The sequence below is a fragment of the Pseudonocardia asaccharolytica DSM 44247 = NBRC 16224 genome, assembly GCF_000423625.1.
Classification (GTDB): domain Bacteria; phylum Actinomycetota; class Actinomycetes; order Mycobacteriales; family Pseudonocardiaceae; genus Pseudonocardia; species Pseudonocardia asaccharolytica.
The window spans coordinates 26,047-52,477 of the sequence record NZ_AUII01000013.1; the positions used below are offsets into that span (position 1 = coordinate 26,047).

Genomic DNA, 26,431 nt, shown 5'->3' on the forward strand with positions numbered 1-26,431 from the left:
CAGTGAACTCGCCCTACATCCTTCGCGTCGGATACGACGGAACGATCAACGTCGGCGCTGCCACCAACGGCACCAAGGTCGGCAGCCGATGAACCAAGCCGCAACCCAGACTGGAGCACTCGCCTGGTACGACGCAGGCTGCAGCGTCGTCCGTGTCGCCCTCGACGGCTCCAAACGCCCCGACGGCCCGTGGAAGCAATACCAGACACAACGAGCCGACCGCGACACCGTGCAACGCTGGTTCAGCAACGGCCATCCCGGGGTCGGCGTGATCTGCGGAACCGTGTCCAGGCACCTCGAGATGCTCGAACTTGAGGGCCGCGCCATCACCGAAGGTCTCCTACCGAAGATGGCCGCCGCCTGCGACGAGCTCGGCGTCGGCGACGTATGGCGCGCCGTCACCGGCGGCTGCGCCGAGGCCAGCCCTTCCGGAGGGCTGCACGTGTACTACCGGGTATCCGACGGGGTCGCCGGCAACACCAAGCTCACCCAGCGTCTCGCCCGCGACGACGAGTACACCGACGAGGAACGCGACCTCGCCACCAAGGGCAAGACCATCGTGCGCAGCCTCATCGAAACCCGCGGTGAAGGCGGATTCGTGGTCGTCGCCCCCTCCACCGGGCGGGTACATCCCAGCGGGAAGCCCTACGTGTTCCTCGCCGGTGACCCCAGCCGCATCCCCACCGTCACCGGTAAGCAACGCGACCTGATCCACATCGCCGCCCGATCCCTCGACCAGATCCCGGCCCCCGCACCGATCCCCGAGGTGACCGTCCTCGACACCGACCGCCGCAACGACACCAGCGGCGGCATCTCACCCGGCGACGACTACAACAGTCGCGGCAGCTGGCACCAACTGCTCACCCCGCACGGTTGGCGACCCGTCTACGCCCACGGCAACGCCACCTACTGGCGGCGCCCCGGCAAAACCTTCGGGATCTCCGCCGTCACTGGCGGCAACCAAGGCGACTACCTCTACGCCTGGACCACCTCGACCGTATTACCTGCCGAACAGGCCATGTCCAAGTGGCGGGTATACGCGATCCTTAACCACAGTGGCGACTTTCACGCCGCCGCCAAGCGGCTCAAGGACGACGGCTACGGCGAAACCCCGCCGCCACCACAGCGGCCCGTGCTCACCAGCATCCCCATGGGCGGCACCGCCCGAAGCTCCCGCTCCGATACCCCCACCCATCCGACCACCGCCGTGCCCGTGGCGACCCTCGAGCGGTCCGACGACGGCAACGCCCTCACCCTCGTTGACACCTACGGCGACAAGATCCGATACTGCGCTGAACGCGGCCGCTGGCTCCACTGGACCGGGCAGCGCTGGGAGTGGTGCCCCGCCACTGGCGGCATCGTCCGCGAGTACGCCAAGCAGATCGCCCGCGGCCTCGCCGACGACGATCCGGCAGCCCTGCGGCACAAGCAACGCAGCCTCGGCGCCATCGGAACCACCGCCATGCTCACCCAAGCCGCCACCGATCAGCGGATCGCCGTCTCCGTCGACGCGCTCGACGCCCGCCCCTACGAGCTCAACACCCCCACCGGGATCGTCGACCTCCGCACCGGCGACATCACACCAGCAGACCCAGCGCACTTGCACACCCGCATCACCGCCGCCGCGCCCGATCCGACGGCCGACCCGGACCGCTGGCTCGGGTTCCTCGCCGACACATTCGCCGGCCACGACGAGCTTCCCAGCTACATGCAGCGGCTCGTCGGCTACTCCGTCACCGGAGTCGTCCGCGACCACATCCTGCCGTTCCTGTTCGGGGCGGGCGCCAACGGAAAAGGCGTGTTCCTCGAGACCATTCGCGCCGTCCTCGGGGACTACGCCACCACCGCCCCCTCCGGGTTCCTGATGGCGAAGAACTACACCGGGCACGAAACCGAGATCGCCCGCCTCGCCGGGGCCCGCATGGTCGTCTGCTCCGAGATCAACGAAGGGGACCGGTTCGACGAGGCGAAGGTCAAGCAGCTCACCGGTGGTGACGCTCTCACCGCCCGTTTCATGCGGCGAGATCACTTCACGTTTCAGCCCACTCACAAGCTGTGGCTGATGGGCAACCACCAGCCGTCGGTCACCTTGGGCGGGCACTCGTTTTGGCGGCGGCTGCGGATCGTGCCGTTCGTCAACACCGTGCCCCAGGAGAAACGGGTCGACGACTTACAAGGCATCCTCGCCGAGAAGGACGGCGGCACGATCATGGCGTGGATCGTGGCCGGCGCCGTCGCCTATTTCGCCAGCGGCCTGCAGGAGCCCGAGATCGTCAAGGCCGCAACTGACGAGTACGCGAATGAGCAGGACACCGTCGCCCGGTTCGTCGCGGACCGCTGCCACGTCGGTGGGGGCAGCCAGGTCAAGGTGAAGGTGGGAACCTTCCGGGCCGCCTACGAGGCGTGGTGCGCTGACGAGGGTGACCTGCCGGTGAAGCCACGGACCCTCGGGCTGACCCTGCGGACACGGTTCGGGGTCGAATCCAGCCGCACCAACCGGGACCGGTTCTACGTCGGGCTCGCGCTGCTGTCCGAACGCGACGAGGACCCGAACGATGCGTCACCGCCGATCGACCGGCTGGACGGGGCAGGAGCTGGCTGGTGACGGATCGGCACGCTCAATGCGTCACCACCATCGGTGACGGAAGTGACGCATCATTTCAAGATCACGCCTCGCGCGCGCGCGCGACGCGGACTCACCCGACAATCCGTCACCTGAGCCTGTGGATAACCAGCCCGGTGACACAAGTGACGCAACTTCTGACTTATCAACGTGCCACGAACACCGGTGACGGAAGTGACACATCATTTCAAGATCACCCGTCGCGCGCGCGCGCAACGGCGCCATACCCGAAACCAAGGTCAATGCGTCACCAGCGTCACTGCGCCGAGGACCGCCCATGAGCGCCTCCAGCCGGCACCTCGTCACCACCGCGCCCCGCCGCGGCACCTGCCCGCGCTGCCGCCGCGTCGTCCTCGAGGGCATCAGCGACGGCTGGCCGTACCACGTCGACGCGATCCCGCTCAATCTCCACGGCGAACTACACGCCCGCACCACCGGCCGCAACAGCTACTGGCTTTTAGCGGGCCGGATCTACCTGCGCGAGGCCCACAACATCGCCCTTGATGCACGCGACGGTCGCCCCGCCGTCGTCGCCACGCACAGCTGTGAGCCGATCCAGCTCGACCACATCGACCCCACCTACGTCGCGACCCTCGCCGCCCTCACCGCTGACGAGGCATCCAAGGCAACCGAGCCCAAGGGACAGGAGCAGAACTCCTTGTTCGTCCTCACCGGCGCGTTCGCCGGTGCCCAAGTGACTGTCGTGCCAGTCGATGACGACCGGCCCCCGTTCTGAGCCGAGAGAGGACCTCATGGTCAGCCCCCAGAAACGCCGCGGCGACGACTTTGAGCGCGCCGTGCAAGACCACCTGCGCAGCAACGGGTTCCCGTGGTGCGGGCGCACCCGCGCCGGCTACGCCCGTGATCACGGGGACCTGCATTTGGTGCCGGGTCCGGCGGTGATCGTGCAGTGCAAGAACGTGGCGCGGCTGGCGCTGCCCGAGTGGCTTTCGCAGCTCGCCGAGCAGGTCGCCGAGGCGGGCGCCGATCACGGTGTGCTCGTCGTGAAACGCCGCGGTGTGGCCGATCCGGGCCGCTCGTACGCGGTCATGGAGCTGGACGCGATGGCCCGGTTGTTGCGTGCCGCCGGGTATGGGAGCGAGTTGGAGGTGGCGGGATGAGGTCCGTCGTGGATGAGGCCACTGTTGAGCGGTTGATCGCGGGGAAGCTGCGGCGCTCGGACGCCCGCGTGTCCGATGTGACTGAGGCGGTGCGGCGGATGCGTGCCGACGGGATTTCGGTGTCGCAGATCGCGCGTCGCCTGCGGACTGGGGCTGGTGCGGTGCAGCGGATCGCGCGAGATGCCGAGGAGACCCACTGATGCCCGAGTCTGACCTGCTGTGGAAGGCAGTCAACCGGGACTACACGTCCCTGAAGGGTGTGGTGTGGGCGGTCGGTGAGACGACCACGCATCCCACGTCGACGAGCATGGTGCGGGACCAGCCGGAGACGTACCTGTCCGCGTCGACGGAGCCCGCCGAGACGCTGATCGACAGGTCGTGGCCGTGTCGTCTGCTGCGTGTCCGCCCGGTCGGGGAGACGATCGACTCCGACGAGCACCCCCACAAGGTGGGCGCCCTCGCCTACCAGGTCGTCGAGGAGACGGCCGCGTGGCAGGCGCTCGGACCTAAGGGCCGCCTGGTGGCGGCGCTGATCGAGCGGCTCCGCGGCCTGACGGGTGCGGAGGCCGACGCGATCGCGGCGAGGTTCGCGGCGGCGGGGGACACGGCGTGGTACGCGGCGAGGTTCGCGGCGTGGGACGCGGCCACCGCGCTCGTCGTGCGCGACCTCCTCCCCGCCCACCACTACCGCACCCTCACCGACCCGATCATCTCGGTGCTCGGCCACCCCGAGACGTGGCCCGTCCCCGCCTGGTGCGACACCCCCAAGACCGAGGAGACCCCGGATGTCTGATCTGATCATCGACTCTGCCCGGCTGACCGACATCCGCCTCGATGTCGGCGACCACGACTCCCCCGGGGAGGGGCTCTGTCTGCTGGAGGCGGTGGCCTACCTGGCGGGGGAGCCGCACACAGACCACCCCGAGTGTGTGTCCCCGGTGCTCGGCGCGTTCGGGCGCGCCCTCAACGATGTGCTGCCAGACGATCTGCGGCAGGAGCTGGTGCCGCTGATTCCGCTGCTGCCCGGCACGGCCGGTGATGGCTTGGACGAGGCCCGCTCCTACATCGCCCTGGATTGGTTGATCCGCACGTGGCTGCCGGCCTGGCTCGATCTCGTCCCGGCCTGCCGTGAGGCGGCGGCCCGGGTGCGGGGGTTGGGGCGGATTGTGGGCATGGTGTCGGCGGAGCGGGCCGGCCCGGTGGTGCGGGAGGCGCGCGAGCAGGCGACCGCCGCTCGGGCCGCCGCGTGGGCCGCCGCTCGGGACGCCGGGGAGCACCTGCAGCCGACCGTCACCGCCCTCCAGCGGTCCGCGATCGACCTGTACGCCCGGATGATCCGCCCAGACCGTGAGGAGGCTTGCTGATGCCCGAGACGACCCGTGACCTGGTGGGGACGGTGCGTGTCCACCCCGACGACGACCCGACCGCCCCGGACGCCCGCCGGATCATCCGGGGCGACGAGGGGGTGTGGCGGCAGATCACCGGCTCCCATATCACCTTTGCGATCTTGGAGGAGTGGCGGGTGCAGCCGCTGCCCGACCTGGCCCGCATCCTCGGCCACCCCGACCCGGCCGTCCCGGGCTCGGATGAGCTGCTGATCGTCACCCACCCCGCCCGCCGGGGCGGACGCCCCACGATCGGGCACACCCGGCTGGATGTGGCCACCATCTGGGAGTGGCTGGCGGCCGGGGAGACCGTCGAGCAGATCTGCCGCGCCTACCCGCACGTCACGGCCGGGCAGGTGCGGGTGGTGGAGGCGCTGCACACCGACCTCACCGACGATGACGACGATGACGACGAGGAGACCTGCTGATGTTCGACGGCGCTTTGACCGCAGACCAGCTCACCCACATCCGGGGGGTGCGGGACGACTGGATGCGGGTCGGCCTGTCCACCGAGCGGTGTGACCGCCCGGCGGCGGAGGCGGCGGTGCGCGCCGCCTACACGGCGGCGGGGCTGGAGGCACCACCCCGGATGGTGTGGGCAGACTCCCCGCTAGGTGGGGCGAGGGTGGTGCCCGACCAGCTCGGGGCCCAGCTCGGGGGCCAGCTCGGGGTCCAGCTCGGGGTCCAGCTCTGGGGCCAGCTCGGGGTCCAGCTCGGGGTCCAGCTCTGGGGCCAGCTCGGGGACCAGCTCTGGGACCAGCTCCGGGACCGACTCTGGACCCAGCTCGGGGACCAGCTCCGGGGCCAGCTCGGGGACCGACTCTGGGGCGAGGTCGGGGGCCACCTGTGCCCGTGGCGGGACGCGTACTGGCTGGCGTCCCACCAGTGCGCCCGGCCGATCGCTGGGCTGCCCCCCTCACCGCAGCTGGACGCGCTCGCCGCCGCGGTCCGGGCGGTCGGCTGGTGGTGGCCGATGCGTGACGTGGCGGTACTGACCGACCGCCCCACCCAGCTGCACCGGGACGAGCGGGGGCGGCTGCACCGGGAGGGCGGCCCGGCGGTCGCCTACGCGGACGGGTGGGCGCTGCACTACCGGCACGGCACCCCGCACCCCGCCCTCACCGCCGGGGAGGCCTTGTGACGGCGGGCCGTGCCGAGACACGGCAGGCCGCGGCCGCGGTCCTGCGGGAGGCCGCCACCCTCGCCGGGGCGGAACCCACCGCCTCGGCTGCGACCCGGGTCGCCTGGCAGCACCTCCACACCGACCGCGCCCTGATCGGCGCCGTGTTTCGGGCGTGGGCGGACGCCGAGCAGGTCGACGACATCCACACCCTGGCGGGGGTGCTGCACCGTCGACACCGCCTGCCCGCCCAAGTCGCGGCCTCGCTCCGGCAGGCCGCGCTGCACCGTGACGCCGGACCCAGCGAGGGCTACGACAGCAGCGGCCGCTACACCGACCTGCCCCGCTGCTGCGACACCTGCGGCGCGCACGGCGAGTACGGGGTCCCGTGGCCGTGCCCGACCGCCCGAGCCCTCGGAGCCACCGATGAGTGAGCACCGCTGCCCCCTCCCCGACCGCCCCGACACCCGCATCCTCGACGACGACACCGCCGACCTCGTCGCCGACATCCACGCCATCGCCGACCACCTCGACACCCTCGGCGCCGCCGGCGCCCGCGATGCGCTGCGCCGGGCCGCAGACACCCTCGTCGAGCTGGCGGGCGCGCTCGAGCGGGAGCGCCGCTACCGCACCCTCGGCGGACCCCCGCCACCCTGCGACCGCGACTGGGCCAACCTCGCGTGGCCGCCGCCGCCGTCGGCGAGCGACCCGGCCGCCCCACCGCTGCACCGACCCACCCGCGACGAAGCGCCGAGCGCGAGAGGATGACCACAGTGGACAACCCCTACCTCGCCGCCTACCGGGCCGCGACCGCCCACCAGCGCGACCACGACCCGCGCGGGCTGGGCCCCGACGGCGCCCCGTGGCTGAGCTGCATGTGCGACGACTGCCGCGGCCTGGCCCGCCAGCGCGGCTTCTACGGGCTGCTCCGCGAGTACGCCTGGTCCATCCCCACCGACACCGCGCTCGACACCATCGCCGGGTGCTCGCCGCACGGCGTGCTCGAGGTCGGCGCCGGCGCCGGCTACTGGGCGTGGCAGCTACGCGGCCGCGGCGTGGACGTGCTGGCGTTCGACCCGGACCCGCACGGCCGAGCCGGCTGGTCATCCGGGCGGCGCTGGACCGGGGTCGGAGTGGGCGACCACACCGCCGCCGCGCAGCATCCCGGCCGGACACTGCTGCTGTGCCGACCGGAACCCGAGTGGGGCGCTGCGGCGGTGGACGCCTACCGGGGCCGCACGATCGTCTACGTCGGCCAGGTGGCGGAGCGCCCCGCCCAGCTGTCCTCGCCGGCGCGGGTAGTGGAGCTGCCACGCTGGGCGGGCGCGACGGACCGACTGGAGGTGCACGAGCGGTGAGCGCCGAGATGATCGAGTTCCTGCGGGCCCGGCTCGACGAGGACGAGCGGCTGGTGCGGGCCGCGACGCCCGGCCCGTGGCGCTGGACCTCGCCGACAGGCGCCGACTTCCCGCAGGGCGACGTCAGTCTCGTGGCCGACCAGGGCCAGTGGAGGTCATGTCAGTACTACTGCAGCTGGCCGGCGGGGTCCGACGAGGACCGCGGCACGCAGGGCACCCCCGGCCATGAACACCGCGAGACCGAGACGGTCGTGGACGCGTGGGGGTACGACGCCTGGGGCATCACCGTCGGTGATGCCGATGCCGCGCACATCGTGCGGTGGGACCCGGCGCGGGTGCTGCGCGAGATCGAGGCCAAGCGGCAGTTAATCGACTGGCTCGAAGAGGAGTGGGCGATCCCGATCGCGGCTATGCAGAGCATGCTTCGGGCGCTCGCGCTGCCGTACGCCGACCACCCGGACTACCGGCCCGAGTGGCGGCCGTGAGCCGGGCGTGGCGAGGCGGCAGCACCCGAGCCTGGCGGCGCACCCGCGCGCTGGTGCTGGCCCGCGACGGGCACCGCTGCCAGCTGCAGCTCGACGGCTGCACGACGATCGCGACGCATGTGCACCACGTCATCGGCCGTGCCGTGTCCGGGGATGAGGACCTGTCCAAGCTGGTCGCCGCCTGCGCCTGGTGCAACCAGTCCACAGGGGACCCACGGCGGCACGACCCGGCACCGAGGCCGAGGGGCTGGTGGGAGTGAGCACGCAACGCTGTCCACGATGTACCCACCAACTTCCGCTCGCCGCCTTCCCTGAGCGCCACCGAGGCAAGCCCGGGAACTACTGCACCGACTGCGCCCGGGACTACCGGCGACAGTGGAAGACCTGGAGCCCGGCCGCGCGGCGCGAGCGAACTTCCACCACTTGCACGGTCGCCGGCTGCGGCAAACGCATCCGCGCGGGCCGCGCCTACTGCGCACCGCACCAGCAGCGCGCGGACAAGTACGGCGACCCGCACGGCAGCCGGCCCGTGAGCACCAGCTACCAGGCGGTACACAAGCGGCTCCGCAGGACCAAGGGTGCGGCCAGCATCTACCCGTGCGCGACCGGCTGTGGCAGGCAGGCACGTGACTGGGCCTACGACCACGGCGACCGGGGAGCCCTAGTCGCGCAGTGGTACGGCAAGACCGTCCGCTACTCGACGGACCCTGAGCACTATCGACCGCTGTGCGGGTCGTGCCACACGAAGAGTGACCGAGTGAATGGCTACGCAGCGCAACCGTCTGACCCTGAGCCGCGGCCACTGCACTGGTGGCTATGAGTAATCGTGACACTGTTTTTTGCGGGGCTGGTCGGGCCCGCACACCCCAATGCCCTGGGTTTCTCTCTCCCCGATTGTCGCAGGTCAGAGGCCTATAAACGATCATCGGGTTCGTAGGGCCCGTCGTGATCGACTACGCACTGTCACATTGCGTGATGTCACACTCTGTAGCCGAGTGAGGGCTCGTGACCGTCTGCTGCGGATCGTCTGATTCGGACGGTACGATCTCGGTGTCGCTCCCCGCGTCCACTGTGGTACCCCGCGCGTTCGTCGGGCCGTCACAACCTGGCGCGCGTGCCGCCGTCGGCCCGCGGGGGGCGGCATCGCCCCGCCCGGGAGGTGCTGCGCATGAGGCGGTTCGTCGGATACCGGCCCGTCCCGCCCACGGACTACGTCGCGAAGGGACTCGCGAACGCGCCGGACGAGCCGCAGTACGAGGGCGTCGTGTTCACTGACGGCAGCGTGGCCTGCCGGTGGCGCACCGAACTCCGTTCGACCTCTGTGTGGACGTGCTGGGAGGACTTCTGCCGGGTGCACGGTCACCCCGAGTACGGCACGCGGATCGAGTGGCTCGACGGCGAGGGGTGAGGCGTGTCGCTGCTGGAGTCGGTGGGCGAGTCGCTGGCCGCGCTGGACCTCGGTGAGGCCGACGCCGCGGTGGCGCACCTGGCCCGGCTGTACGCAACGCAGATCGACCGTGCCGGGGCCGCGGCCGCGCAGGCGGACAAGGCGCTGCGGCTGGCCGAACGGGACGGCGACGAGGCGCTCATGGAGCTGATCGCCGCGCTGAAGACCAAGCTCGCCGAGCGGGACACCCTGGACCGGCTCGGCGCGCGGTTGCATGCGGCGCTGGTGGAGCTGCAGGCCACCCCGCGCTCGCGGCCGTCGCGGGCCGACTCGGGGGCGGGCGCGGGGAAGCTGCGCGGGCTGCGGGCGGCGGCGTCGTGAGCGCGGCACCGTACTACGCCGATGCCCTGGTGACCCTCTACCTCGGGGACTGCCGCGAGATTCTGGACTGGCGCGCCGCTGACGTGCTCGTGACCGACCCGCCGTACGGGGTGAGGTTTCGGTCTGGCATGCGGGGCGCATTCGGTGAGAGCCGGGTCGCGGGCGACCGGTCCACGCTGGCCCGGGACGCCGCGCTCGCGCTGTGGGGTGAGCGGCCCGCACTGGTGTTCGGGCACTGGCGCGCGCCTCGCCCCGCGCTGACGCGCGCCCTGCTCACCTGGGAGAAGGGTGGGCACGTCGGGATGGGCGACCTGCGGATCCCGTGGAAGCCCAACACCGAGGAGATCTACGTCCTGGGCCACGGGTTCACCGGGCGTCGGGGAACGTCGGTGCTGCGCCACCTCGCGATCGCGGGCACGGTTGGCCAGCGCGGGCGAGGCACCCGCCACCACCCCACCGAGAAGCCCGTGTCGTTGCTCGCCGAGCTGCTCGAAAAGTGCCCGCCCGGAGTGATCGCCGATCCGTTCGCGGGCGCTGGGGAGCACCTTGCTGGCGGCGCGGCAGCTAGGCCGCCGCGCGATCGGCGTGGAGATCGAGGAACGGTACTGCGAGGTCATCGCGACCCGACTGGCCGGGATGGCGGCAGCATCGTGACCGCGATGCTGCTCGCTCTTGCCGCGCTCGCCACGTTGACCGGTGCGGTCGCAGTGCTGTGCGCGCTGGCCTGGGAACTGTGGCGGACCACGTGACGGGCCGTAGCGTGCCGAGCGTCGGCGAGCGGATCTGGTACGGCGTGCCGTTCGCGATGGCCGCGCTGCTGGTGGCCGCGCTGATCGTGGGCCCGGATCGGTTCGGCTGGCTGGCCCTCCTGCTGTCGCTGTCGGGCTCGCTGCTGTGGGTTCTGGCAGAGGCGGAGCGGCCGTGACGGTGATGCTGGAGCGGCCGGCGCAGATTCTCGGGCGGACCGAGCCGCGGCTGTGGACCCGCCCGCTCGTGACCGGACCGCCCGGTCCGTGCGGCTGCGGCTGCGCGCTCACCCCCGCCACCTCGCTCGGGTTCGAGGCCATCGAGTTCGCCGCCGAGGTCCTGGGCGTGCAGCTGCTGCCGTGGCAGCGCTGGTGGCTCATCCACGCGCTCGAGCTGCGCCCCGAGGGGGGCTACCGGTTCCGCACGCTCCTGACGTTGATCGCCCGGCAGAACGGGAAGACCACCCTGCTGAAGATCGTCGCGCTGTGGGCGATGTACATGGGCCGCGCCGAGCTCGTGCTCGGGGCCGCGCAGAGCCTGGATATCGCCCGCGAGTCGTGGGCGGGTGCGGTGGCGCTCGCGCGCGGCAACGACGAGCTGGCCGCCGAGGTGGAGAACGTGCGGCGGGCCAACGGCGAGATCTGCCTGACCCTGACCAACGGGGCCCGGTACCGGATCACCGCGGCGACCGATGAGGCCGGCCGCGGCCTGAGCGTGGACCTGCTGGTGCTCGACGAGCTGCGGGCGCAGCGGGACACCGGGGCGTGGGCGGCGCTGTCGAAAACCACCAGCGCGCGCCCGAACGGGCTGATCGTGGGGATTTCCAACGCCGGCTCGGACCAGTCGGTGGTGCTGAACACGCTGCGGTCGGCGGCGCTCGCCGAGACCGAGCCGACGCTCGGGCTGTTCGAGTGGTCGGCGCCGGACGGCTGTGAGCTCGACGACGTGGACGGGTGGGCGGCGGCGAACCCGGCGCTGGGGCGCACCCTGTCGGCGGCGTCGGTGCGGACGTCGCTGGCCACCGACCCGGCGGAGGTGTTCCGGACCGAGGTGCTGTGCCAGCACGTCGACGCGCTCGACTCGGCGTTGGACGCGGCCGGGTGGAAGGCGGGTGCGGACCCGGCCGGGTCGCTCGCCGCGGTGCGGGCGAGGGTGGCGGCGGTGGTGGACGTGGCCCCGGACGGTGCGCACGTCACCCTCGGCGGGGCGGCACTGCTCGACGACGGCCGGGTCCGGGTGGAGATCTTCGGGGCGTGGTCGTCCACCGAGGACGCGCGGCGGGAGCTGGCCGAGCTGCTGGCGCGGATCGGGCCGGCCGCGGTCGGCTGGCTCCCGGCGGGGCCGGCCGCGGCGCTCGCCCCGGAGCTGCGCGCGCTCGGCGCGGTCGAGATCAAGGGCCAGCAGGTGCACGAGGCGTGCCAGGGCCTGGCCGACCTCGTGCAGGCGCGGCGGATTCTGCATCCCGCTGATCCGCTGCTGGATGCGCACGTGGCGGGGGCGCAGCGGCTGCACACCGGGGACGGGTGGCGGTTCGCGCGCCGCGGCGCCGGCCACGTGGACGCCGTCTATGCCGTCGCCGGGGCGGTGCATCTGGCGCGGACGGTGCCGGAGCCGGTGGTGATCCCGCGATCGAGGATCTTCTGAGGGGGGCGCTGGTGGATCGGGTGCGGTTGTGGGCGGTGTGCCAGGCCGTCGGGGTGGCCGCGGTGCTGGGCGGGCTGTTCGCCGCGCTGGCGTGGCCGCTGGCGCTGACGATCAGTGGGCTGGTGCTGCTGTTGGTCGGGGTGCTGTTGGAGGCCGGCCATGGCTTGCCGCGGCCGGGGAAGGGGACCTGATGGGCCGCTATGACCGGATCTGGGTCGACATCCCGGAGGGCACCCGGCTGAGCGAGGCGGAGTCCGCGTGGCTGGGTGAGGTGGTCGAGGGCCTGGCCGACGCGCTGGAGGGCCTGGAGGGGCCGCCGCCGAGGCCGTGCCGTCATTGGCGGTGCCGGGTGTATCGGACGGTGCTGCGCTGGGCGCTGCGCGGGCTCCCCGGGGGTAGCTGATGGGGCTGGGGGCGCTGTTCCACCGCAACTTGGTCTACGAGGCCACCGACACCAAGACTGGCCAGACCGCGACGTACACGGTGGTCACCGACGGTGGCCCGGGGATGTACGCGGACTGGGCGCAGGACAGCTACCGGGGCGGCATGTCGATCCCGGGTGCGTGGCGGGCCGCGCGGCTGCAGGCCGGGATCCTCGGCGGGGTGCCCTGGCACGCCTACCAGGACCGCGGCGGCCGCGCGCAGCGGGTGAGGCCGAGCCCGGCGCTGGTCGAGCAGCCGGCACCCCCGGACGTGCGGGTGACAACGTTCTCGTCGTGGCATCTGGATCTGCTGTGGCACGGCAACGCGCTCGGGCTGATCGTCGACCGGGGCCGCGACCGGGCGCCGACGGCGGTGGTGCCGGTTCCGGCCCGGTCGGTGTTCGTCCGCCGGATCGGCCAGTCGGACAACCAGGCGGCGGACTTCCCGGTCGGCGAGATCGTGTACTGGATCGGTGGCCGGTGGCGCTCGACGCGGGACGTCATCCACGTCAAGGGGCTGTGCGAGCCGGGTGCGCTGCGCGGCATGGGGATCCTGGAGGCGCATCTGGCGGGCGCGCTGGGGCTGTCGGTCGAGCTGGACAAGCAGGCGCGGGGCGTCTCCGAGCACGCGGTGCCGAGCGTGAAGATCAAGAGCGAGAACCCGGACCTGACACAGGTCGAGGCCGACGAGCTCAAGGCCAAGTGGATGGCCAGCGTGCGCACCAGAGTGCCCGTGGTGCTCAATCCGTCGACGGACGTCGAGCCGATCGCCTGGAACCCGACCGAGACGCAGCTGTTGGAGGCGCGCAAGTTCAGCCTGCACGAGATCGCGCTGATCTTCGGGCTGGACCCGTCCTGGCTCGGCGCCGCGCAGGCCTCCCGGGTGTACGCGAATATCGAGCAAGAGGGCATCAACCTGGTCCGGTTCTCGCTGCAGGAGCACTTCGAGCGGTTCGAGCAGACCCTGTCCGCGCACCTGCCGGCCGGGATGTGGGTGAAGGCCGCGCTGGACGGGCTGCTGCGCGCGGACACGCTGGGCCGCTACAAGGCGCACGCCATCGGGATCCGCGAGGGCTTCCTGCAGCCCAACGAGGCCCGCGCGTTGGAGGACTGGGCGCCGATCCCGGGCCTGGATGAGCAATGGGCCGAGCACGTGTTCCGGGCGCCGACGGCCGGGCCGCCGCCGGCCGGGTCTGTTGAGGAGGGTCAACCGTGACCGAGCTGCGTCGGATGTTCAACGCCGCGCTGGAGATCCGCTCTCCAGCGCAGGGTGGCGACGGTCGCATCGTGGAGGGCATCGCGGTGCCCTACGGCGTGGCGATGCGCATCGACGCCGACCTCGTCGAGCAGTTCGCGCCCGGGGCGTTCGCGCACCAGATCGCGGCCGCGCACCGGGTCAGGTTCCGGCGAGATCACTGGCAGCTGATCGGGCGCACGCTCGAGCTGCGGGAGGACGCCGCGGGCCTGTGGGGTGCGTGGCAGGTGGCGCGCACCGCGGCGGGCGACGACACGCTGGCGTTGATCGAGGGTGGCGCGCTGACGGACCTGTCGATCGGGTTCCGGGAGCGGCAGAACCGGCGTCTGCCCGACGGCACGATCGAACGGGTGACCGCGGACCTGCGGGAGGTGTCCGTGGTGGACGAGGGCGCCTACGGCGAGCACGCCACGATCGCCGGCGTGCGCGCGGCCGCGGGCGACGGTGACGCGGTCGAGCGGGTGGGGCTGGCGGAGTGCGCGCAGATCCTCGGGCGGCTCCCCGTGCTCTCGTCGTCGTGATCGGCTAGCATCCGCAGGCGATACACCAATGCCGGCCCCTCGGCCCCGAGGTCCGCACCCCCGCCGCTCCCCCGTGATGCGGGCACCCGGACACGGTAGGCGGGCGACACCCCGGTCTCTAGGTGGACCTACACACCTATCGACTTGGGAGCACACGTCGTGGCATCCCCCTATCTCGTGCGCAAGCGCGAGCAGTATCAGGAGATCCGGACCGAGATCGAGGGCCTGCAGGCGCTCGCCGTGGCCGAGAACCGGGACCTCACCGAGGACGAGCTGGGCACGATCCGGACGCGGGCGGCGGACGCGGAGAAGCTGGCCGGCGAGATCGAGTCCCTGGCGGACTTCGAGCGCCGCTCGGCGAAGGTCGGTGTGGCGGCGGCGGAGATCGCCGCGGCCGGTGACGGCCCGCCGCCGGAGGCGACCGGGGACCACACCCGCGCAGCTGGCGGCGAGACGCGGTCGGGTGGCGCCGAGGCGCTGACCGGCACCGCGCAGACCCGCGACCGCGACCCCGGGCACTACCGCAAGGGCGGCGAGCACAGCTTCTTCGGCGACATGTTCCGGGCGAAGCAGGGCTACCAGGACGCCTCGCGGCGGCTCGCCGAGCATCACCGGGCGCTCGACACCCCGAACGAGGGTGTCGGGCTGGTCGCGCCACACTGGCTGGTGGAGGAGTACCAGACCATCGCCCGGCAGGGCCGCCGCGCATCCGGGGCGGTGCGGCAGGTGCCGCTCGGGGACGACCCGCGGCCGCTGACCCTGCCACGGCAGACCGCGGGTACCGACACGATCGTCGCCGAGCAGGCGTCGGAGAACACCGCGCCGACGTCGACCGACGCCTACGACAGCGACACGGTCACGGTCACCCCGAAGCCGACCACCGGGGCGCAGGTCTTCTCCCGGCAGATGCTGGACATGGCCAACCCGGCGATCGACGGGCTGATCTACGGCGACCTGCTGTCGGTGTACAACCAGAAGATCGAGGCCAAGGTGGTCGCGGCGATGGTCACCGCGGCCGGGACGGCGGTCACGACCTACGCCAACGAGGCCGCGTGGGACACCGCCGCGGGCAACCTCGCGGTCTCCGATGACCTGATCGACCTGGCCATCGCGGTCCGCAACGCCCGCAAGCTGCCCGCCGACATCCTGGTGCTGTCGGTGGCCCGCTACGGCGAGCTGCTCAAGCTCAAGGACTCCGCGGGTCGGCCGCTGATGCCGATGGACTCGGCCGGCCCGATGAACGTGGTCGGCACCGGCAGCGTCGCGGTGGACGGGCGGATCCACGGGCTCGGGGTGATCGCCTCGGACGGGGTCACGCAGTACCCGGAGAGCATCCTGGCCGCCCGCGCGGCGGACACGCTGCTGTTCGAGTCGGCGCTGATGCGGTTCCGCTACGAGGAGAAGTCAGGCCCCCATTCGATCGAGGTGGGGATCTGGGGCTACTCGGCGGTCCACGTGAAGTACAGCGGGGACTCGGTGAAGCGCAACGTCATCACCGCGGCGGTCTGATGGCGATGGCCCCTCCGTGGAGGCATCTGCACACCGCGGCGCTGGGTGTGGGAGTCGAGCCGGTCGGCACGCAGCCGGCCGTCTCGGCCCCGGCCGGCGGCGAGGTCGTCGATACCGAGGCGCGGGCCGCGCTGGCCGAGGTGCTGCGGGTGCTCGAGGCGTTCGGGCTCACCGCTGCGCCACGGCCGGTCGGGTCCGGCGGCGGGCGGCGGGCCCGGCACGCCCGGAAGGACGGTGCGTGATGGCCTGGCCCCCGACGCTGACCGCGCTGAAGGGCGACCTGGGCATCGACGAGGCCGACACCCGCGACGACGCCCGGTTGACGTCCATGCTGGACGCCGCGGTCGTGTTCGTGCAGCGGGTCCACGCGGGCGGGTTCGACTTCGCCGGGGACCTGGGCTCGACGCTGCCGGAGCCGGATGCGGACCTGGTGACCGGCACGCTGCGGCTGGCCGGGCGCTGGCACACCCGCCGCCGCTCACCGGATGGGCTGGTGGCGATGGCCGAGCTCGGCGCCGCCCGGGTGCCGTCGTTCGATCCGGACATCGAGCGGCTGCTGCGTATCGGCCGCTACCGGTCCCCGGTGATCGCCTGATGGGCGCGGTCGCGGACGCCGCGGCCGAGCTGGCCAGCGCGCTGGGCACCGTGCCGGGGGTGCGGGTCTACACCGACCTCGGCGCGGTGATCGACCCGCCCGGGGTGGTGCTCGGGCCGCCGGCGCTCACGTGGGGTGGTCCGTGTGCCGACCCGGTGTCGGCGCGGTGGCTGGTCGCGGTCGTGGTCGCGGCGGACGAGCGGGCGCTGCCCCGGCTGTGGGATCTGGCGCCGCTGGTAGCGGCGGCGGTCGACACGGTGCCGGATGCGGTGGTGATCCGCGCCGATCCGGGGGTGTGGTCGACCGGCACCACCGAATTGCCTTGTTACGAATTGCAGATAGAAACGAGTTTGTAAATGGTTGCGCATAACCGCAAGCTCAAGCAGATCACATTTGATCTGGGCGGTGTCGAGTACCAGTGCCAGGTCGTGTCCTGGCAGATGGTGAACAACTCGGAGGACGGCGAGAAGCGGTACACCTACTGCCCGGACGGCGAGTTCCGTGAGGAGACCGACCCGGACTGGTCGCTCGAGCTGACGTTCTACAGCGACTGGCGCTCAGGTGGAATCTCTGACTTCCTGACGTTGCAGGACGGGCAGGACGTCGCGTTTCAGCTGGACCACCACCCGGACATCCCGGCTGAGCACGTGCGGTGGACCGGCACGGTGACGGTCAAGGCCCCGAGCGTCGGCGGTGAGGTCCGCACCACGGAGCAGACCGAGGTCACCCTGCCCTGTGTCGGTAAGCCCGTCTACTCCCGACCCTGATCGGAGACTGAGTAATGGCACGTGTGGATGTGACGACGCAGCCGATCACCCGGGCGGGGGTGGCGCCGCCGCTGACCGCCCCGACGATCGACGGGGACATCGTCGACGTCGGCGCGGTCGCGGTGTGGGTGGACAACGCCGGCGTCGCGGCGGTGACGGTGACCGTGCAGACCCCGGTGACGCAGGACGGGCTCGCGCTCGCCGACCTGGCGGTGACGGTGCCCGCTGGGGCTCATCGGCTGATTGGGCCGTTGCCGTCGCGGACGTTCGCGCAGCCCGCGGACGCGGCGGAGGGGGCCGGTCGGGCGCTGGTCGACTACTCGGCGGTCACTGATGTGACGCGCGCTGTGATCAGGATCTGAGGGGTCGCGGTGTTCAACTTTCGGGTGGTCCCGGACTCGGGTGAGCCGTTCAGTGTGGTCGCGGGGTCGCGGGACGTGCTGGCGTGGGAGAAGGCCGGGCCGGGTCGGTCGGTGGGCGCGGTGCTCGCCGCGCCGACCCTGACCGCGTTCTACCAGCTCGCGTACGCCGCGGCGTCGCGGCAACGGCTGTTCACCGGCACCCAAGCGGAGTTCGAGGCGACATGCGAGCTGACCCGGTTCGACGAGGCGGCGGACGCGGCGGACCCTACCCAGCCGGCTCCCTGAGCCGGTCGGTGGTGGCTCTTGCCGTCCGTACCGGCATCCCGCCGTCGGTGTGGGCGGCGGAGGGGGCGCGGGTGATCGCGACGGCGTACGAGCTGCTGGACGGCAGCAACGACGGGCGGCGGGCCGACGACGGTCCGCAGATGAGCGGCTGAGAGAGGGGTGCGCGGATGGCCGGCGGGTTGACGATCAATGTTCGGATCACCGGGGTCCGCGACACCCTCCGCGCGTTCCGTGAGCTGCCCAAGGATGCGTCCGCCGAGTTGCGGGACCGGACGATGGTGCTCGCGCAGTCGTTGGCCGCGGTGGCGCGTGCGTCCGGGATGGGTGACACGGCGCAGTCGGCGCGGGCGGCCAGCTCGGTGAAGGCGGTTCGGGATCGGGTGCCGGTGGTCAAGGCCGGTGGCACGAAGCGGTCGTCGGGTGTGATCTTCGGGTCGGAGTTCGGGATGAACCGCCGTTCGGGTTGGTATGCGCGGCGACGGTATCGGGGGTCGGCGGGTCGGCAGTACCGGCCGCATCAGGGCGCGCATAGCTATTGGTTCTTTACGGCGATCGAGGGTGAACAGGACCGGATCGACCGCACCTGGAACGAGATCGCCGATTCGGTCATCCGCAAGTGGGGGTCCGGCTGATGGCCAACGCATCCACATGGGAGGATGAGGCGGGACCGGGGAGCGCGCCAACGCTCACCCGGCCCCTGACCCACCTACTCGATCTCGGCGAGAGGGGGCTAGCCATGAAGGCTACCCGCGTCTGCTCTATTCCTGGCTGCGACCTGGTCCACGAGGCGCAGAGCTACTGCAGGACCCATTACTCGGCGCTGCGACGTCACGGGTCGCCGTACGCCACCGGCCCGGTGCTCGGCCCGACGCGCACGGATCGACCGTGTCAGGCGGTGGGCTGCGACCGGCCCGTTGGGCGCAGTGGCGCCCGGGGCTGGTGCTACAAGTACTACGTCCGATGGAAGGTGCAGGGCGACCCGCAGAAGCTCGGCTACGTCCGCGGAGAGGACAACCCGGCCAGTCAGCGGATCGGTAAGGCGCATCCGCTGTGGGTCGGCGATGAGGCTTCCTACTCGCTGCTGCACCAGCGCATCGCTCGCGAGCGCGGCAAGGCGTGCGAGTCCCCGTGTGTGACGTGCGGCAGCAAGGCCGCCGACTGGGCCTACGACTACACCGACCCGAAGCCGAAGACCGACGAGCGGACCGGGCTGCTCTACAGCCTGGACGTCGCTCGCTACCGGCCCATGTGCAAGTCGTGCCACAAGCTGCACGACCTCGCGCATGGTGAGGAGGTGAACAGCTGTGGCTAGCGCATCCCGGACTATCCGGGTGAGGTTTTGACGGCAGTGTCGACGGCCTGTCCCGGGCGGCGCGCAAGGCACAGGCCGACCTCGAGGCCTTCCGGGCGAAGAGCGAGGGGCTCGACAGGTCTCTGTCCAAGGCGTTCGTCGGGGCGGCGAAGGGCATCGCGCTGCTGGGTGCCGCCGGTGGCGGGGTCAACGCGCTGGTCGGGTTGACCGGGGCGATCGTGTCCATGTCGGGGGCGCTGCTCGCGGTGCCCGGTGCCGCGCTCGCCGGTGGCGCCGCTCTGGCGACGCTCAAGGTGGCCACCGCCGGGTTCGGCGACGCCCTGTCCAGCATGGACGACCCGGCCAAGTTCGCGGAGGCGATCGCCGATCTGGCGCCGGCCGCGCAGGAAACCGCGCGGGCGTTCCAGGCGCTGCGGCCGGAGGCGACCGCGCTGCGGCAGGAGGTGCAGGGCCGGTTTTTCGCCGGGTTCGCCGACGACGTCGGTGAGCTCGGCGGCACCTACCTGCCGATCCTGAAGACCGGGATGTCCGGGGTCGCGGGCGAGATGAACGCGATGGGCCGGTCGGCGGCGAAGGCGCTGATGGCGCCGTCTGCGGTGAACGACGTCAACGAGGTTCTCGGCGGCACGCAGGATCTGCTGCGGGAGATGCGGCCGGCGCTGGGGAATGTGCTGTCCGGGTTGCTCGGGCTCGGCGGTGTGGGTGCGTCCAAGCTGGGTCGGCTCGGGTCGGCTGTGGATTCGGTCACCGGGAAGTTCAAGCGGTGGGTGGATGCCGGGGTGGAGTCCGGCCGGATCTCGCAGCTGATCGACCAGGGGGCGGAGTCGGCCAAGAAGTTCGGCACCGTGCTGGGGAACCTCGGCTCGATCGGGGGCACCGTGTTCTCCGGGCTGTCGTCGGGGCAGGGTGACTTCCTCGACGGCATGGTCACCACGACGCAGGCCGTCGAAGACTTCTTCAAGTCCGTGGAGGGTCAGGAGGCGCTCAAGGCGCTCGGGGAGACCCTCAAGGTCGCCGGGGATGTGACCCGGGATGTGCTGATGGCGGCGCTGCGGGAGGCGGGGCCGCTGATCGTCGAGCTGGCGCCGGCGGCGCAGGCGGCGGCGAAGGCGTTCGGCGGGACGTTGGTGTCTGCGTTGCAGGTCGTCGGGCCGCTGCTGCAGGGCCTGGCGGGGTTCCTGTCGGAGCATAAGGAAGTCGTGGCGGCGGTGGTGCCGCTGCTGGTCGCCTACGCCGGCGGGTTGAAGGCGCTCAAGGTGGCGCAGTCGGTGGCGGGCTGGCTGGGTGGGGCGACGTCGGCGATCGACGGGCTGGGCCGGTCCGCGGATGGTGCGGCGAAGAAGACCGGGACCTTGAGGACCAAGCTGGGCGGGTTGAAGGGGCTTGGTGCGGCGGCGGCGGTCGCGGCGGTCGCGGTCGAGATGGACAAGGTCAACCTTGCCGCCGCCGGGGGGAACGCCGACAACCTGAGCTACTGGGGTGATCAGCTACACGATTTCGTGGAGGCCGCGGGGCAGATCGCGTCCGGCGATATCGGCGGGATTTTCGACGAGATCGGCTGGGAATGGCAGCGGATCGTCAACAACATTAATGGGAACCATCCGGATCCGATTAAGTTGCAGGCCGATGGCACGGCCGCGCAGGGCGATTTGGACCGGTTCATTACGCAGGTGAACTCGGCTGCTCCGGAGGTGAACATCAATGGCAACTCGAACGGGGCCGGGTTCGCCCTGCGGCATATCCTCTCGGAGATCGCCGCCGGGAAAGAGTCGGTGCTCATTGAGGGCAAGACCGTCCCGGTGCAGGACGCGCTCGCCTATGTGCTGCGACTGATCGACGAGTCGGTTGGCACTGTGCCGATCGACGGGAACACCGAACCGGCCGGTGGCGCGCTGGCCACGCTGCTGAACCGGGCGGGAGCGTCGAAGGGTGTGGTCCCGATCGACGCGGACACGGCCGCCGCGCACGGGAAGATCACTGCCGAGATCGCCTACGCGGACGGGTCGACGGGCACGGTGGCGATCGACGGGGACCCTCGGCTGGTGAACGGGAAGATCGTGCAGTCGGTGAAGTTCGCGGACGGATCGACCGGAACGATGGTGCTGGACGCGAACCCGGACCCCGCCACGGGGAAGATCAACGGCACGGTGCAGTACGGCGACCGGCAGCACGCGACGATCACCTTGGACCCTCGGGACCTGGTCACTCCGGCGATCGACAACATCCCGCGCACCGGCACCACCGTGTGGACGATCAAGTACATCGACGAGGGCCGCCGCCCGGGTGGGTCCGCGCCCCGTCCGCAGGCGATGGGCGGGGTGCTGGCGCCGATGGCGTCCGGTGGCATGCTCAAGTACTTCAACGGCCACCGGCTGCGCCCCATGTCCGGCTCACGCGCCGACGTCGTCCCCCGCAACACCTGGCGGATCATCGGCGACAACATGCGTGTCCCCGAAGCGTTCATCCCCTTGGACCGCTCCGCCCGCTCCCTGTCGATCCTCGCCGAAGCCGCCAGACGGATGGGCATGCGGATCGCCCCGATGGCCGCCGGTGGGCTCAACCTGCCGGACTTCCTGGCCAGCCGGATCGGTGCCGCCGCCAGCTCGGGCGCCGCGCCGCGGGTCACGGTCGGCGGCACCAACATCACAGTGATCTTGGATGGGCAGCCGATCCGCGCGGTCATCCGCGAAGAGCTGGACCGGCGTGACCGCGAAACCCGGCGCACCGTCGGCGCCGGCGCCGGCGTCGGCTACTAGGACAGGAGGACACGGTGACGATCGAGCAGGCCACGGTGGCGGAGACCGCCGCCATCACGGGCGCCGCCGAGCTGGGCGGGGCGGTCCGGTGGCGCGGCCGCGCCACGGTCGCCAAGTACTGGGCCGATGACGACCTGCGCCGCGCCACCCCGTACGAGGTGCTCGAGGGTGACAACCTGTTGTTGACGGCGGGGGCGACGCTGCTGCTGAACCGGTTGTGTGGGATCGCTGGGACGGCGCTGGACGAGACGAACGCGCGGGTGTGCGTCGGGGACGGCACGGCCGCTGCGGCGGCCGGGCAGACCGATCTGCAGGGCACCAACAAGTTCCGCAAGCTGGTCGACGCTGCGCCGACGGTGTCGGGGAATCAGGCGTTTTTCTGGGCGACTTTCGATACGAGCGAAGCGAATTTCGATTGGGAGGAAGCGGGGCTGGCGAACGCCGCGGCCGGGGCGACGCTGGTGAACCGGTTCGTGCAGTCGTTCGGGACCAAGACCAGCTCGTTGCAGTGGACGCTCACGATCACGGTGACGGCGAGCTGAGCTGACTCATGGGCACCCTGATCAATCTCGTCGAGAACCCGGCGTGCAAGGTCAACGCGGCGGGGTGGTTCGGTGAGGCTGGGTGGGGTCGCACGACCTCGGCGCATGCGTCGCTGCCGCGTACTACGGGGTTCGCGGGGACCGCGGCCGGGGATGTGATCTGCGCGAATCAGATCCCGATTGTCGCGGACAGCTACTACGTCGGGTCGGTGCATATTCGGGCGGTTGCCGCAAGCACGGTGACGGTCGGGTTCGACTGGTACGACGACAGTAGCTATCTGTCGTCGTCGTCGTTTGTGCCGTACACGCTGTCGGCTGGGTCGACGACCCGCGTCAATACGGGGGTCGGTGCGGGTGCGGCGGTGCCCCCTGCGGGGGCGACCCGCGCGGTGCTGGTCGTCGCCGGGGGGGACGGTGAGGCGCAGTACACGGCCTCGATGATCACGCTCGGGTCGACGCTGCACGACTACTTTGACGGGGACAGCCCGCGCGCGACGTGGGAGGGCACCCCCGGCAACTCACGCTCCTATCTGATCACCGGCGACGACAGCTGGGGGTGGGCGGACAGCGGGGACCAGACCGCCACACAGCCGGGCCCGACCGGGCAAGACACCGCGACCTGGGGCGAGACCGGGGCGGCTACCGGCTCGGGCACCCGGGACGACCCGATCTCGTGGGGCGAGTCCGGGCTGATCGTCGCTTCCGGCTACGACGACGACCACGGCCGGATCAGGGTGGAGGCGATCGGGTTCCCGGCCGGGACGATCTGCGCGGTCGTGTACTCCCGCCCGGCCGGGTCGACGGTGTGGACGCAGGTGCGGGGCGGGAAGGTCAGCGTGTCCGGTGGGCGGATGGCCCGCCCGGTGGACGACTACGAGTACACCGCTGGTGTCCCGATGACGTACCGGATCGTGGGGTTGTCGTCGCCGGAGGGCGCGGCGGATGTGGTGACCGCGACGGCGCAGGTGATTCGGTCTGGGGACCCGGCGCACGCGTGGATCAAGTTCATCGCCGCCCCGTACCTGAACCGGAAGATCACCTTGACGGGGTGGTCGCCGATCACGCGGGCGGCCCGCAACGCAACCTACGACGTCAAGGGGCGGATCCCGCCGGTCGTCGTGACCGATGTGCACTCGTCGCGTCGGGTAGAGATCCAGGTCCGCACCGGCGATATCGACGACACGGAGCGGCTGGACGCGGCGCTGAGCCAAGGGCATCCGATCTTTCTGCACACCTGCTCGGGCACGCCGCTGCCGAGCATGTACGCCGCGGTCGGCGAGTACGAGTGGGCGCCTCCGACCCCACGGTCGGCGGCGGCGCAGTGGCGGATCCCGCTGACCGAGGTGACCGCCCCGCCCCCGTCCGTGGTCGGCGCCTCGACTACCTGGGAGACGGTGCTAGCCCAGTACGGCACCTGGCAGGAGCTGCTCGACGCGGCCGGGACCTGGCAGGAGATCCAGTAGATGTACGAGGTGTCCGCGCGGTTCGCCGAGGTCGTCACCGGCTCGCACCGTGCCGTGTCCCGGGTGCAGGTCCTCACCGACACGCAGTTCGGGACGACCCCGACCGGCGGCATCGAGCTGCCGCTGCTCGGCGGGGACGTCAAGCTCGGCTCCACATCGGACGTCAAAGCCACACTGAGCGTGACCGTGCCCGGTGACTACTGGGAGCTGTGCCAGCCCTACGGCAACGAGCTGTTCGTCGAGCGCGGCATCGACTTCGGTGACGGCACCCGCGAGCTCGTGCCGCTCGGCTACTACCGCATCGACGAGGTCGTCCAGGACGACGCCCCGTGGGGGCCGATCCGCGTCACCTGCTCGGACCGGATCAAGCAGATGCAACAGAACCGGGTGCTGTACCCCTACCAGGTCCCGGCCGGTGGCCTGTCGCATCGGGTGATCTTCCACCGGCTCGTCAACGGCGACCCCGCCGTGTCCGGGCAGCCCTCGCAGGAGGGCTACGGAATGTACATCTACCACTCGGTCCCGATCCACTGGCAGGGCTACGACCCGGACACGACGATCGTCCCGGCCGGGCAGGTCGTCGAGGACTCCACCTACGAGTTCCTGGCGAAGCTCGCCGCCGGGAAAGGCTGCGTGCTGATCTTCGACGAGGCCGGGGAGCTGTGGGTGACCCCGCGGGACCGCGACCCGTCCGAGCAGGCGGTGTACACGCTGCGCACCGGCCGCACCGGCACCCTGGTCCGCGCGTCGCGGTCGGTGTCCCGCGAGGGCGTGTACAACATCGTGTCGGCGTACGGGTCGGACTCTGCGCACCCGACCGGCTATCAGCTGGCGTACAACAACGACCGCAACAGCCCGCTGTTCTGGTCCGGGAAGTTCGGGGCCGCCCCCCGCTACTACGCGTCACCGGTGCTCAAGACGGCTGAGGCGGTCGAGCAAGCCGCCGCGACCGTGCTGGCCCGCTACACCGGGCTCCCCTCCAACGTCTCCGTCTGGAGCGTGCCGCACCCGGCGTTGCGGCCTCTCGACGTTGTGGACGCGGCGATCGGGACCACGCTGGAGCGGCACGTCATCGACAACCTGACCGTGCCGCTCGTCGGGGACGCCCCGCTCGAGGTGGTGACCCGTCAGCTGAATCCGGTGGGGTCGATCGAGACGCAGCCTGACCCGACGCCGACGCCGGACCCGGACCCCGGTGATCCGGGTAACCCCGGTAACCCGGACCCGGGTCCGGGTGGGCCGGAGGACGGCACGCAGGCCGCGGCGATTCTGGGCTGGGGCCCGGTTGTCGATGGTGACGAGTTCCAGTACACCGGCGCGCCGAGCTCGGCGAAGTGGGTGATGTATGACGGGCCGGGGCACGCGGGGAATGGTCGCCGTACGCCGTCGGCGTTTTCGGTCGCTAACGGCATCTTGACCTGCTACGGGAACGCGGGCGGGGATACCGGTGGGATGGCGTTCCGCCGCGACGAGTACGGCTGCCGCATCGAGGTGCGGATGCGCACGTATTCGATTGATCCGGGTGCGGGCGGTAACCGCTACCACCCGGTCCTGATTACGTGGCCGACGTCGGACGAGTGGCCGGCCGGGGCGGAGTACGACTTCTTTGAGACAAACTGTGATTCCGGTAAGGCGGAGGCGTATCTGCACTATCCGAACCATCAGCCGATCGTGCAAGAGTACGCCTCCAAACCAATGGATATCCAGAATTGGCATAATTACGCGTTCGAGTGGAATCCGTCGGCGCGCACATTGAAGAGCTGGATTGATGGCGAATACTTTTTCGAGTTCTCCGGGCGGGTCGCCGAAGCCCCCGGACCCATGCACCTCACTTTCCAGCTCGATGCGTTCTATCCGAACGGTTTCAACCCCGCCAAGATGGAGGCCATGTGGGTACGGATCTACAATCGGCCGAACGCATGAACGCCCATGATGTGGCGATACCGGCGGTGTGCTTCGTCTTCCCACGCCTCACCGGCTCGGCGCTGGAAACCGTCCTTCCCCCGGTTGAACCGTGTGCGTTGCCGTCCCTGCGCTCGCAGCCTCTGGTCATGCAGGTGGTTCGCCATCGCCATCTTGCAGGCCAGGCAGCTCCGGCCCCCGGCTTTCGTCGTGGACGGCACGAGGTTAGGTGCCACCAGGTCGTGCCCGAGGGCACACGTCGCCTTGCGCGCTTGGACATGCGAGCCATTGCGCACCGAATCGTCAGTGTTCTCCGAGCGTGTGCCCCAGTACAGATTCTCGACGCAGTTGTTCGCTGGGTCGTCGTCGCGGTGAAGGGCGTTCGGTTTGTCATCTGGCGGCTCACCTACGAAGGCCAGCAGGACGAGGCGGTGAACCTTCGCGGTGGTGTGCACGTTGTCGTCGCCGACGAGGGTCACCCCGATGTAC

The 26,431-nt window shown here is 71.0% G+C and carries 37 protein-coding genes; 36 read left to right on the forward strand and 1 reads right to left on the reverse strand.

From position 1 onward, the window contains the following. The first annotated feature begins 88 nt into the window (after window positions 1-88). The 36 genes from G567_RS29075 (at window position 89) to G567_RS32190 (ending at window position 25,963) form a co-directional block, all read left to right on the forward strand. Window positions 89-2,605 carry a phage/plasmid primase, P4 family gene (locus G567_RS29075; protein WP_051233117.1) on the forward strand — a complete coding sequence of 839 codons (2,517 nt, stop codon included), beginning with the start codon at window positions 89-91 and terminating at the stop codon, window positions 2,603-2,605. Between the two features lie 295 nt (window positions 2,606-2,900). After that, complete coding sequence (locus G567_RS29080) at window positions 2,901-3,359, forward strand: hypothetical protein (protein ID WP_037057377.1); 459 nt, start codon at window positions 2,901-2,903, stop codon at window positions 3,357-3,359. Between the two features lie 16 nt (window positions 3,360-3,375). Continuing rightward, window positions 3,376-3,744 (forward strand): restriction endonuclease, encoded by a 369-nt coding sequence (locus G567_RS0115180; protein WP_028930661.1) that lies wholly within the window; start codon window positions 3,376-3,378, stop codon window positions 3,742-3,744. Window positions 3,745-3,752: 8 nt separating this feature from the next. Continuing rightward, complete coding sequence (locus tag G567_RS0115185; protein WP_186814192.1) at window positions 3,753-3,944, forward strand: hypothetical protein; 192 nt, start codon at window positions 3,753-3,755, stop codon at window positions 3,942-3,944. Next, window positions 3,944-4,537 (forward strand): hypothetical protein, encoded by a 594-nt coding sequence (locus G567_RS0115190; RefSeq protein ID WP_028930663.1) that lies wholly within the window; start codon window positions 3,944-3,946, stop codon window positions 4,535-4,537. The genes G567_RS0115185 and G567_RS0115190 overlap by 1 nt, the downstream gene beginning before the upstream one ends. Then, window positions 4,530-5,108, forward strand: a complete 579-nt coding sequence (locus G567_RS29085) for a hypothetical protein (protein ID WP_037057379.1) — start codon at window positions 4,530-4,532, stop codon at window positions 5,106-5,108. The genes G567_RS0115190 and G567_RS29085 overlap by 8 nt, the downstream gene beginning before the upstream one ends. Then, window positions 5,108-5,557 (forward strand): DUF433 domain-containing protein, encoded by a 450-nt coding sequence (locus G567_RS29090; RefSeq protein ID WP_037057381.1) that lies wholly within the window; start codon window positions 5,108-5,110, stop codon window positions 5,555-5,557. The genes G567_RS29085 and G567_RS29090 overlap by 1 nt, the downstream gene beginning before the upstream one ends. Then, complete coding sequence (locus G567_RS34285) at window positions 5,557-6,270, forward strand: DUF6745 domain-containing protein (protein WP_028930664.1); 714 nt, start codon at window positions 5,557-5,559, stop codon at window positions 6,268-6,270. Before G567_RS29090 ends, G567_RS34285 begins: the two co-directional genes overlap by 1 nt. Further along, window positions 6,267-6,683: a hypothetical protein gene (locus G567_RS0115210; RefSeq protein WP_028930665.1), complete on the forward strand. Its 417-nt coding sequence runs from the start codon at window positions 6,267-6,269 to the stop codon at window positions 6,681-6,683. Before G567_RS34285 ends, G567_RS0115210 begins: the two co-directional genes overlap by 4 nt. Then, window positions 6,676-7,017 carry a hypothetical protein gene (locus G567_RS0115215; RefSeq protein WP_028930666.1) on the forward strand — a complete coding sequence of 114 codons (342 nt, stop codon included), beginning with the start codon at window positions 6,676-6,678 and terminating at the stop codon, window positions 7,015-7,017. Before G567_RS0115210 ends, G567_RS0115215 begins: the two co-directional genes overlap by 8 nt. Continuing rightward, window positions 7,014-7,607 (forward strand): class I SAM-dependent methyltransferase, encoded by a 594-nt coding sequence (locus G567_RS0115220; RefSeq protein ID WP_147200989.1) that lies wholly within the window; start codon window positions 7,014-7,016, stop codon window positions 7,605-7,607. The genes G567_RS0115215 and G567_RS0115220 overlap by 4 nt, the downstream gene beginning before the upstream one ends. Beyond that, a complete protein-coding gene (locus G567_RS32180) occupies window positions 7,604-8,092 on the forward strand; it encodes a DUF6221 family protein (RefSeq protein ID WP_051233119.1) in 489 nt (162 codons plus the stop codon). The genes G567_RS0115220 and G567_RS32180 overlap by 4 nt, the downstream gene beginning before the upstream one ends. Next, window positions 8,080-8,352, forward strand: coding sequence for an HNH endonuclease (locus tag G567_RS29100; protein WP_037057384.1), 273 nt, complete (start codon window positions 8,080-8,082; stop codon window positions 8,350-8,352). Before G567_RS32180 ends, G567_RS29100 begins: the two co-directional genes overlap by 13 nt. A 908-nt stretch (window positions 8,353-9,260) precedes the next feature. After that, window positions 9,261-9,500: a hypothetical protein gene (locus tag G567_RS29105; protein ID WP_037057386.1), complete on the forward strand. Its 240-nt coding sequence runs from the start codon at window positions 9,261-9,263 to the stop codon at window positions 9,498-9,500. Between the two features lie 3 nt (window positions 9,501-9,503). Further along, window positions 9,504-9,860 carry a hypothetical protein gene (locus tag G567_RS0115240; protein WP_028930668.1) on the forward strand — a complete coding sequence of 119 codons (357 nt, stop codon included), beginning with the start codon at window positions 9,504-9,506 and terminating at the stop codon, window positions 9,858-9,860. Beyond that, complete coding sequence (locus tag G567_RS29110; RefSeq protein ID WP_211223940.1) at window positions 9,857-10,609, forward strand: class I SAM-dependent methyltransferase; 753 nt, start codon at window positions 9,857-9,859, stop codon at window positions 10,607-10,609. The genes G567_RS0115240 and G567_RS29110 overlap by 4 nt, the downstream gene beginning before the upstream one ends. After that, the gene (locus G567_RS34290; protein WP_147200990.1) at window positions 10,606-10,785 is read left to right on the forward strand and encodes a hypothetical protein; all 180 of its coding nucleotides are present in this window, start codon (window positions 10,606-10,608) and stop codon (window positions 10,783-10,785) included. The genes G567_RS29110 and G567_RS34290 overlap by 4 nt, the downstream gene beginning before the upstream one ends. Beyond that, window positions 10,782-12,251 carry a hypothetical protein gene (locus tag G567_RS0115260; RefSeq protein ID WP_028930669.1) on the forward strand — a complete coding sequence of 490 codons (1,470 nt, stop codon included), beginning with the start codon at window positions 10,782-10,784 and terminating at the stop codon, window positions 12,249-12,251. Before G567_RS34290 ends, G567_RS0115260 begins: the two co-directional genes overlap by 4 nt. 11 nt (window positions 12,252-12,262) lie before the next feature. After that, window positions 12,263-12,442 (forward strand): hypothetical protein, encoded by a 180-nt coding sequence (locus tag G567_RS0115265; RefSeq protein WP_028930670.1) that lies wholly within the window; start codon window positions 12,263-12,265, stop codon window positions 12,440-12,442. Next, window positions 12,442-12,654, forward strand: a complete 213-nt coding sequence (locus G567_RS0115270; protein WP_028930671.1) for a hypothetical protein — start codon at window positions 12,442-12,444, stop codon at window positions 12,652-12,654. Before G567_RS0115265 ends, G567_RS0115270 begins: the two co-directional genes overlap by 1 nt. Then, window positions 12,654-13,889 carry a phage portal protein gene (locus tag G567_RS0115275; protein ID WP_028930672.1) on the forward strand — a complete coding sequence of 412 codons (1,236 nt, stop codon included), beginning with the start codon at window positions 12,654-12,656 and terminating at the stop codon, window positions 13,887-13,889. Before G567_RS0115270 ends, G567_RS0115275 begins: the two co-directional genes overlap by 1 nt. Next, window positions 13,886-14,449, forward strand: a complete 564-nt coding sequence (locus G567_RS29115; protein ID WP_051233121.1) for an HK97 family phage prohead protease — start codon at window positions 13,886-13,888, stop codon at window positions 14,447-14,449. Before G567_RS0115275 ends, G567_RS29115 begins: the two co-directional genes overlap by 4 nt. A 159-nt stretch (window positions 14,450-14,608) precedes the next feature. Further along, entirely contained in the window at window positions 14,609-15,958 is a 1,350-nt protein-coding gene (locus G567_RS0115285; protein ID WP_028930673.1) for a phage major capsid protein, read from the forward strand. 5 nt (window positions 15,959-15,963) lie between these two features. Further along, window positions 15,964-16,200: a hypothetical protein gene (locus tag G567_RS0115290; protein WP_147200992.1), complete on the forward strand. Its 237-nt coding sequence runs from the start codon at window positions 15,964-15,966 to the stop codon at window positions 16,198-16,200. After that, on the forward strand, window positions 16,200-16,553 hold the full coding sequence (locus G567_RS29120) for a head-tail connector protein (protein ID WP_037057388.1): 354 nt from the start codon (window positions 16,200-16,202) through the stop codon (window positions 16,551-16,553). The genes G567_RS0115290 and G567_RS29120 overlap by 1 nt, the downstream gene beginning before the upstream one ends. Further along, on the forward strand, window positions 16,553-16,909 hold the full coding sequence (locus G567_RS34295) for a hypothetical protein (protein ID WP_028930675.1): 357 nt from the start codon (window positions 16,553-16,555) through the stop codon (window positions 16,907-16,909). The genes G567_RS29120 and G567_RS34295 overlap by 1 nt, the downstream gene beginning before the upstream one ends. Then, the gene (locus G567_RS0115305; RefSeq protein WP_028930676.1) at window positions 16,910-17,320 is read left to right on the forward strand and encodes a hypothetical protein; all 411 of its coding nucleotides are present in this window, start codon (window positions 16,910-16,912) and stop codon (window positions 17,318-17,320) included. A gap of 14 nt (window positions 17,321-17,334) precedes the next feature. Next, window positions 17,335-17,682: a hypothetical protein gene (locus G567_RS0115310; RefSeq protein WP_147200993.1), complete on the forward strand. Its 348-nt coding sequence runs from the start codon at window positions 17,335-17,337 to the stop codon at window positions 17,680-17,682. Between the two features lie 9 nt (window positions 17,683-17,691). Next, window positions 17,692-17,967: a hypothetical protein gene (locus G567_RS0115315; RefSeq protein WP_028930678.1), complete on the forward strand. Its 276-nt coding sequence runs from the start codon at window positions 17,692-17,694 to the stop codon at window positions 17,965-17,967. Window positions 17,968-17,978: 11 nt separating this feature from the next. After that, window positions 17,979-18,119 (forward strand): hypothetical protein, encoded by a 141-nt coding sequence (locus G567_RS34300; protein WP_154667155.1) that lies wholly within the window; start codon window positions 17,979-17,981, stop codon window positions 18,117-18,119. Window positions 18,120-18,134: 15 nt separating this feature from the next. Next, on the forward strand, window positions 18,135-18,599 hold the full coding sequence (locus G567_RS0115325) for a hypothetical protein (RefSeq protein WP_028930679.1): 465 nt from the start codon (window positions 18,135-18,137) through the stop codon (window positions 18,597-18,599). Between the two features lie 104 nt (window positions 18,600-18,703). Further along, window positions 18,704-19,279 carry a hypothetical protein gene (locus tag G567_RS35540; protein WP_186814193.1) on the forward strand — a complete coding sequence of 192 codons (576 nt, stop codon included), beginning with the start codon at window positions 18,704-18,706 and terminating at the stop codon, window positions 19,277-19,279. A 203-nt stretch (window positions 19,280-19,482) separates the two neighbouring features. Beyond that, window positions 19,483-22,035: a hypothetical protein gene (locus G567_RS0115335; RefSeq protein ID WP_147200994.1), complete on the forward strand. Its 2,553-nt coding sequence runs from the start codon at window positions 19,483-19,485 to the stop codon at window positions 22,033-22,035. A gap of 35 nt (window positions 22,036-22,070) precedes the next feature. Continuing rightward, window positions 22,071-22,577 carry a hypothetical protein gene (locus tag G567_RS32185; RefSeq protein WP_147200995.1) on the forward strand — a complete coding sequence of 169 codons (507 nt, stop codon included), beginning with the start codon at window positions 22,071-22,073 and terminating at the stop codon, window positions 22,575-22,577. An 8-nt stretch (window positions 22,578-22,585) separates the two neighbouring features. Then, window positions 22,586-24,040, forward strand: a complete 1,455-nt coding sequence (locus G567_RS0115345; RefSeq protein WP_028930682.1) for a hypothetical protein — start codon at window positions 22,586-22,588, stop codon at window positions 24,038-24,040. Beyond that, window positions 24,041-25,963, forward strand: coding sequence for a DUF5047 domain-containing protein (locus G567_RS32190; protein ID WP_051233124.1), 1,923 nt, complete (start codon window positions 24,041-24,043; stop codon window positions 25,961-25,963). It abuts the gene before it with no gap. Here G567_RS32190 and G567_RS32195 read toward each other — a convergent pair. Next, a complete protein-coding gene (locus tag G567_RS32195; RefSeq protein ID WP_051233125.1) occupies window positions 25,942-26,421 on the reverse strand; it encodes an HNH endonuclease in 480 nt (159 codons plus the stop codon). The genes G567_RS32190 and G567_RS32195 overlap by 22 nt on opposite strands. Window positions 26,422-26,431 lie beyond the last annotated feature (10 nt).

Coding starts and splice junctions, on each gene's coding strand:
- G567_RS0115345 (WP_028930682.1), top strand. CDS start 22,586: ATGGGCACCCTGATCAATCTCGTCGAGAACCCGGCGTGCAAGGTCAAC.
- G567_RS34285 (WP_028930664.1), top strand. CDS start 5,557: ATGTTCGACGGCGCTTTGACCGCAGACCAGCTCACCCACATCCGGGGG.
- G567_RS0115190 (WP_028930663.1), top strand. CDS start 3,944: ATGCCCGAGTCTGACCTGCTGTGGAAGGCAGTCAACCGGGACTACACG.
- G567_RS0115215 (WP_028930666.1), top strand. CDS start 6,676: ATGAGTGAGCACCGCTGCCCCCTCCCCGACCGCCCCGACACCCGCATC.
- G567_RS29085 (WP_037057379.1), top strand. CDS start 4,530: ATGTCTGATCTGATCATCGACTCTGCCCGGCTGACCGACATCCGCCTC.
- G567_RS0115305 (WP_028930676.1), top strand. CDS start 16,910: ATGGTTGCGCATAACCGCAAGCTCAAGCAGATCACATTTGATCTGGGC.
- G567_RS0115310 (WP_147200993.1), top strand. CDS start 17,335: ATGGCACGTGTGGATGTGACGACGCAGCCGATCACCCGGGCGGGGGTG.
- G567_RS0115325 (WP_028930679.1), top strand. CDS start 18,135: ATGGCCGGCGGGTTGACGATCAATGTTCGGATCACCGGGGTCCGCGAC.
- G567_RS0115180 (WP_028930661.1), top strand. CDS start 3,376: ATGGTCAGCCCCCAGAAACGCCGCGGCGACGACTTTGAGCGCGCCGTG.
- G567_RS35540 (WP_186814193.1), top strand. CDS start 18,704: ATGAAGGCTACCCGCGTCTGCTCTATTCCTGGCTGCGACCTGGTCCAC.
- G567_RS29105 (WP_037057386.1), top strand. CDS start 9,261: ATGAGGCGGTTCGTCGGATACCGGCCCGTCCCGCCCACGGACTACGTC.
- G567_RS29080 (WP_037057377.1), top strand. CDS start 2,901: ATGAGCGCCTCCAGCCGGCACCTCGTCACCACCGCGCCCCGCCGCGGC.
- G567_RS34295 (WP_028930675.1), top strand. CDS start 16,553: ATGGGCGCGGTCGCGGACGCCGCGGCCGAGCTGGCCAGCGCGCTGGGC.
- G567_RS0115275 (WP_028930672.1), top strand. CDS start 12,654: ATGGGGCTGGGGGCGCTGTTCCACCGCAACTTGGTCTACGAGGCCACC.
- G567_RS29075 (WP_051233117.1), top strand. CDS start 89: ATGAACCAAGCCGCAACCCAGACTGGAGCACTCGCCTGGTACGACGCA.
- G567_RS32190 (WP_051233124.1), top strand. CDS start 24,041: ATGTACGAGGTGTCCGCGCGGTTCGCCGAGGTCGTCACCGGCTCGCAC.
- G567_RS29120 (WP_037057388.1), top strand. CDS start 16,200: ATGGCCTGGCCCCCGACGCTGACCGCGCTGAAGGGCGACCTGGGCATC.
- G567_RS29090 (WP_037057381.1), top strand. CDS start 5,108: ATGCCCGAGACGACCCGTGACCTGGTGGGGACGGTGCGTGTCCACCCC.
- G567_RS0115220 (WP_147200989.1), top strand. CDS start 7,014: ATGACCACAGTGGACAACCCCTACCTCGCCGCCTACCGGGCCGCGACC.
- G567_RS0115290 (WP_147200992.1), top strand. CDS start 15,964: ATGGCCCCTCCGTGGAGGCATCTGCACACCGCGGCGCTGGGTGTGGGA.
- G567_RS0115270 (WP_028930671.1), top strand. CDS start 12,442: ATGGGCCGCTATGACCGGATCTGGGTCGACATCCCGGAGGGCACCCGG.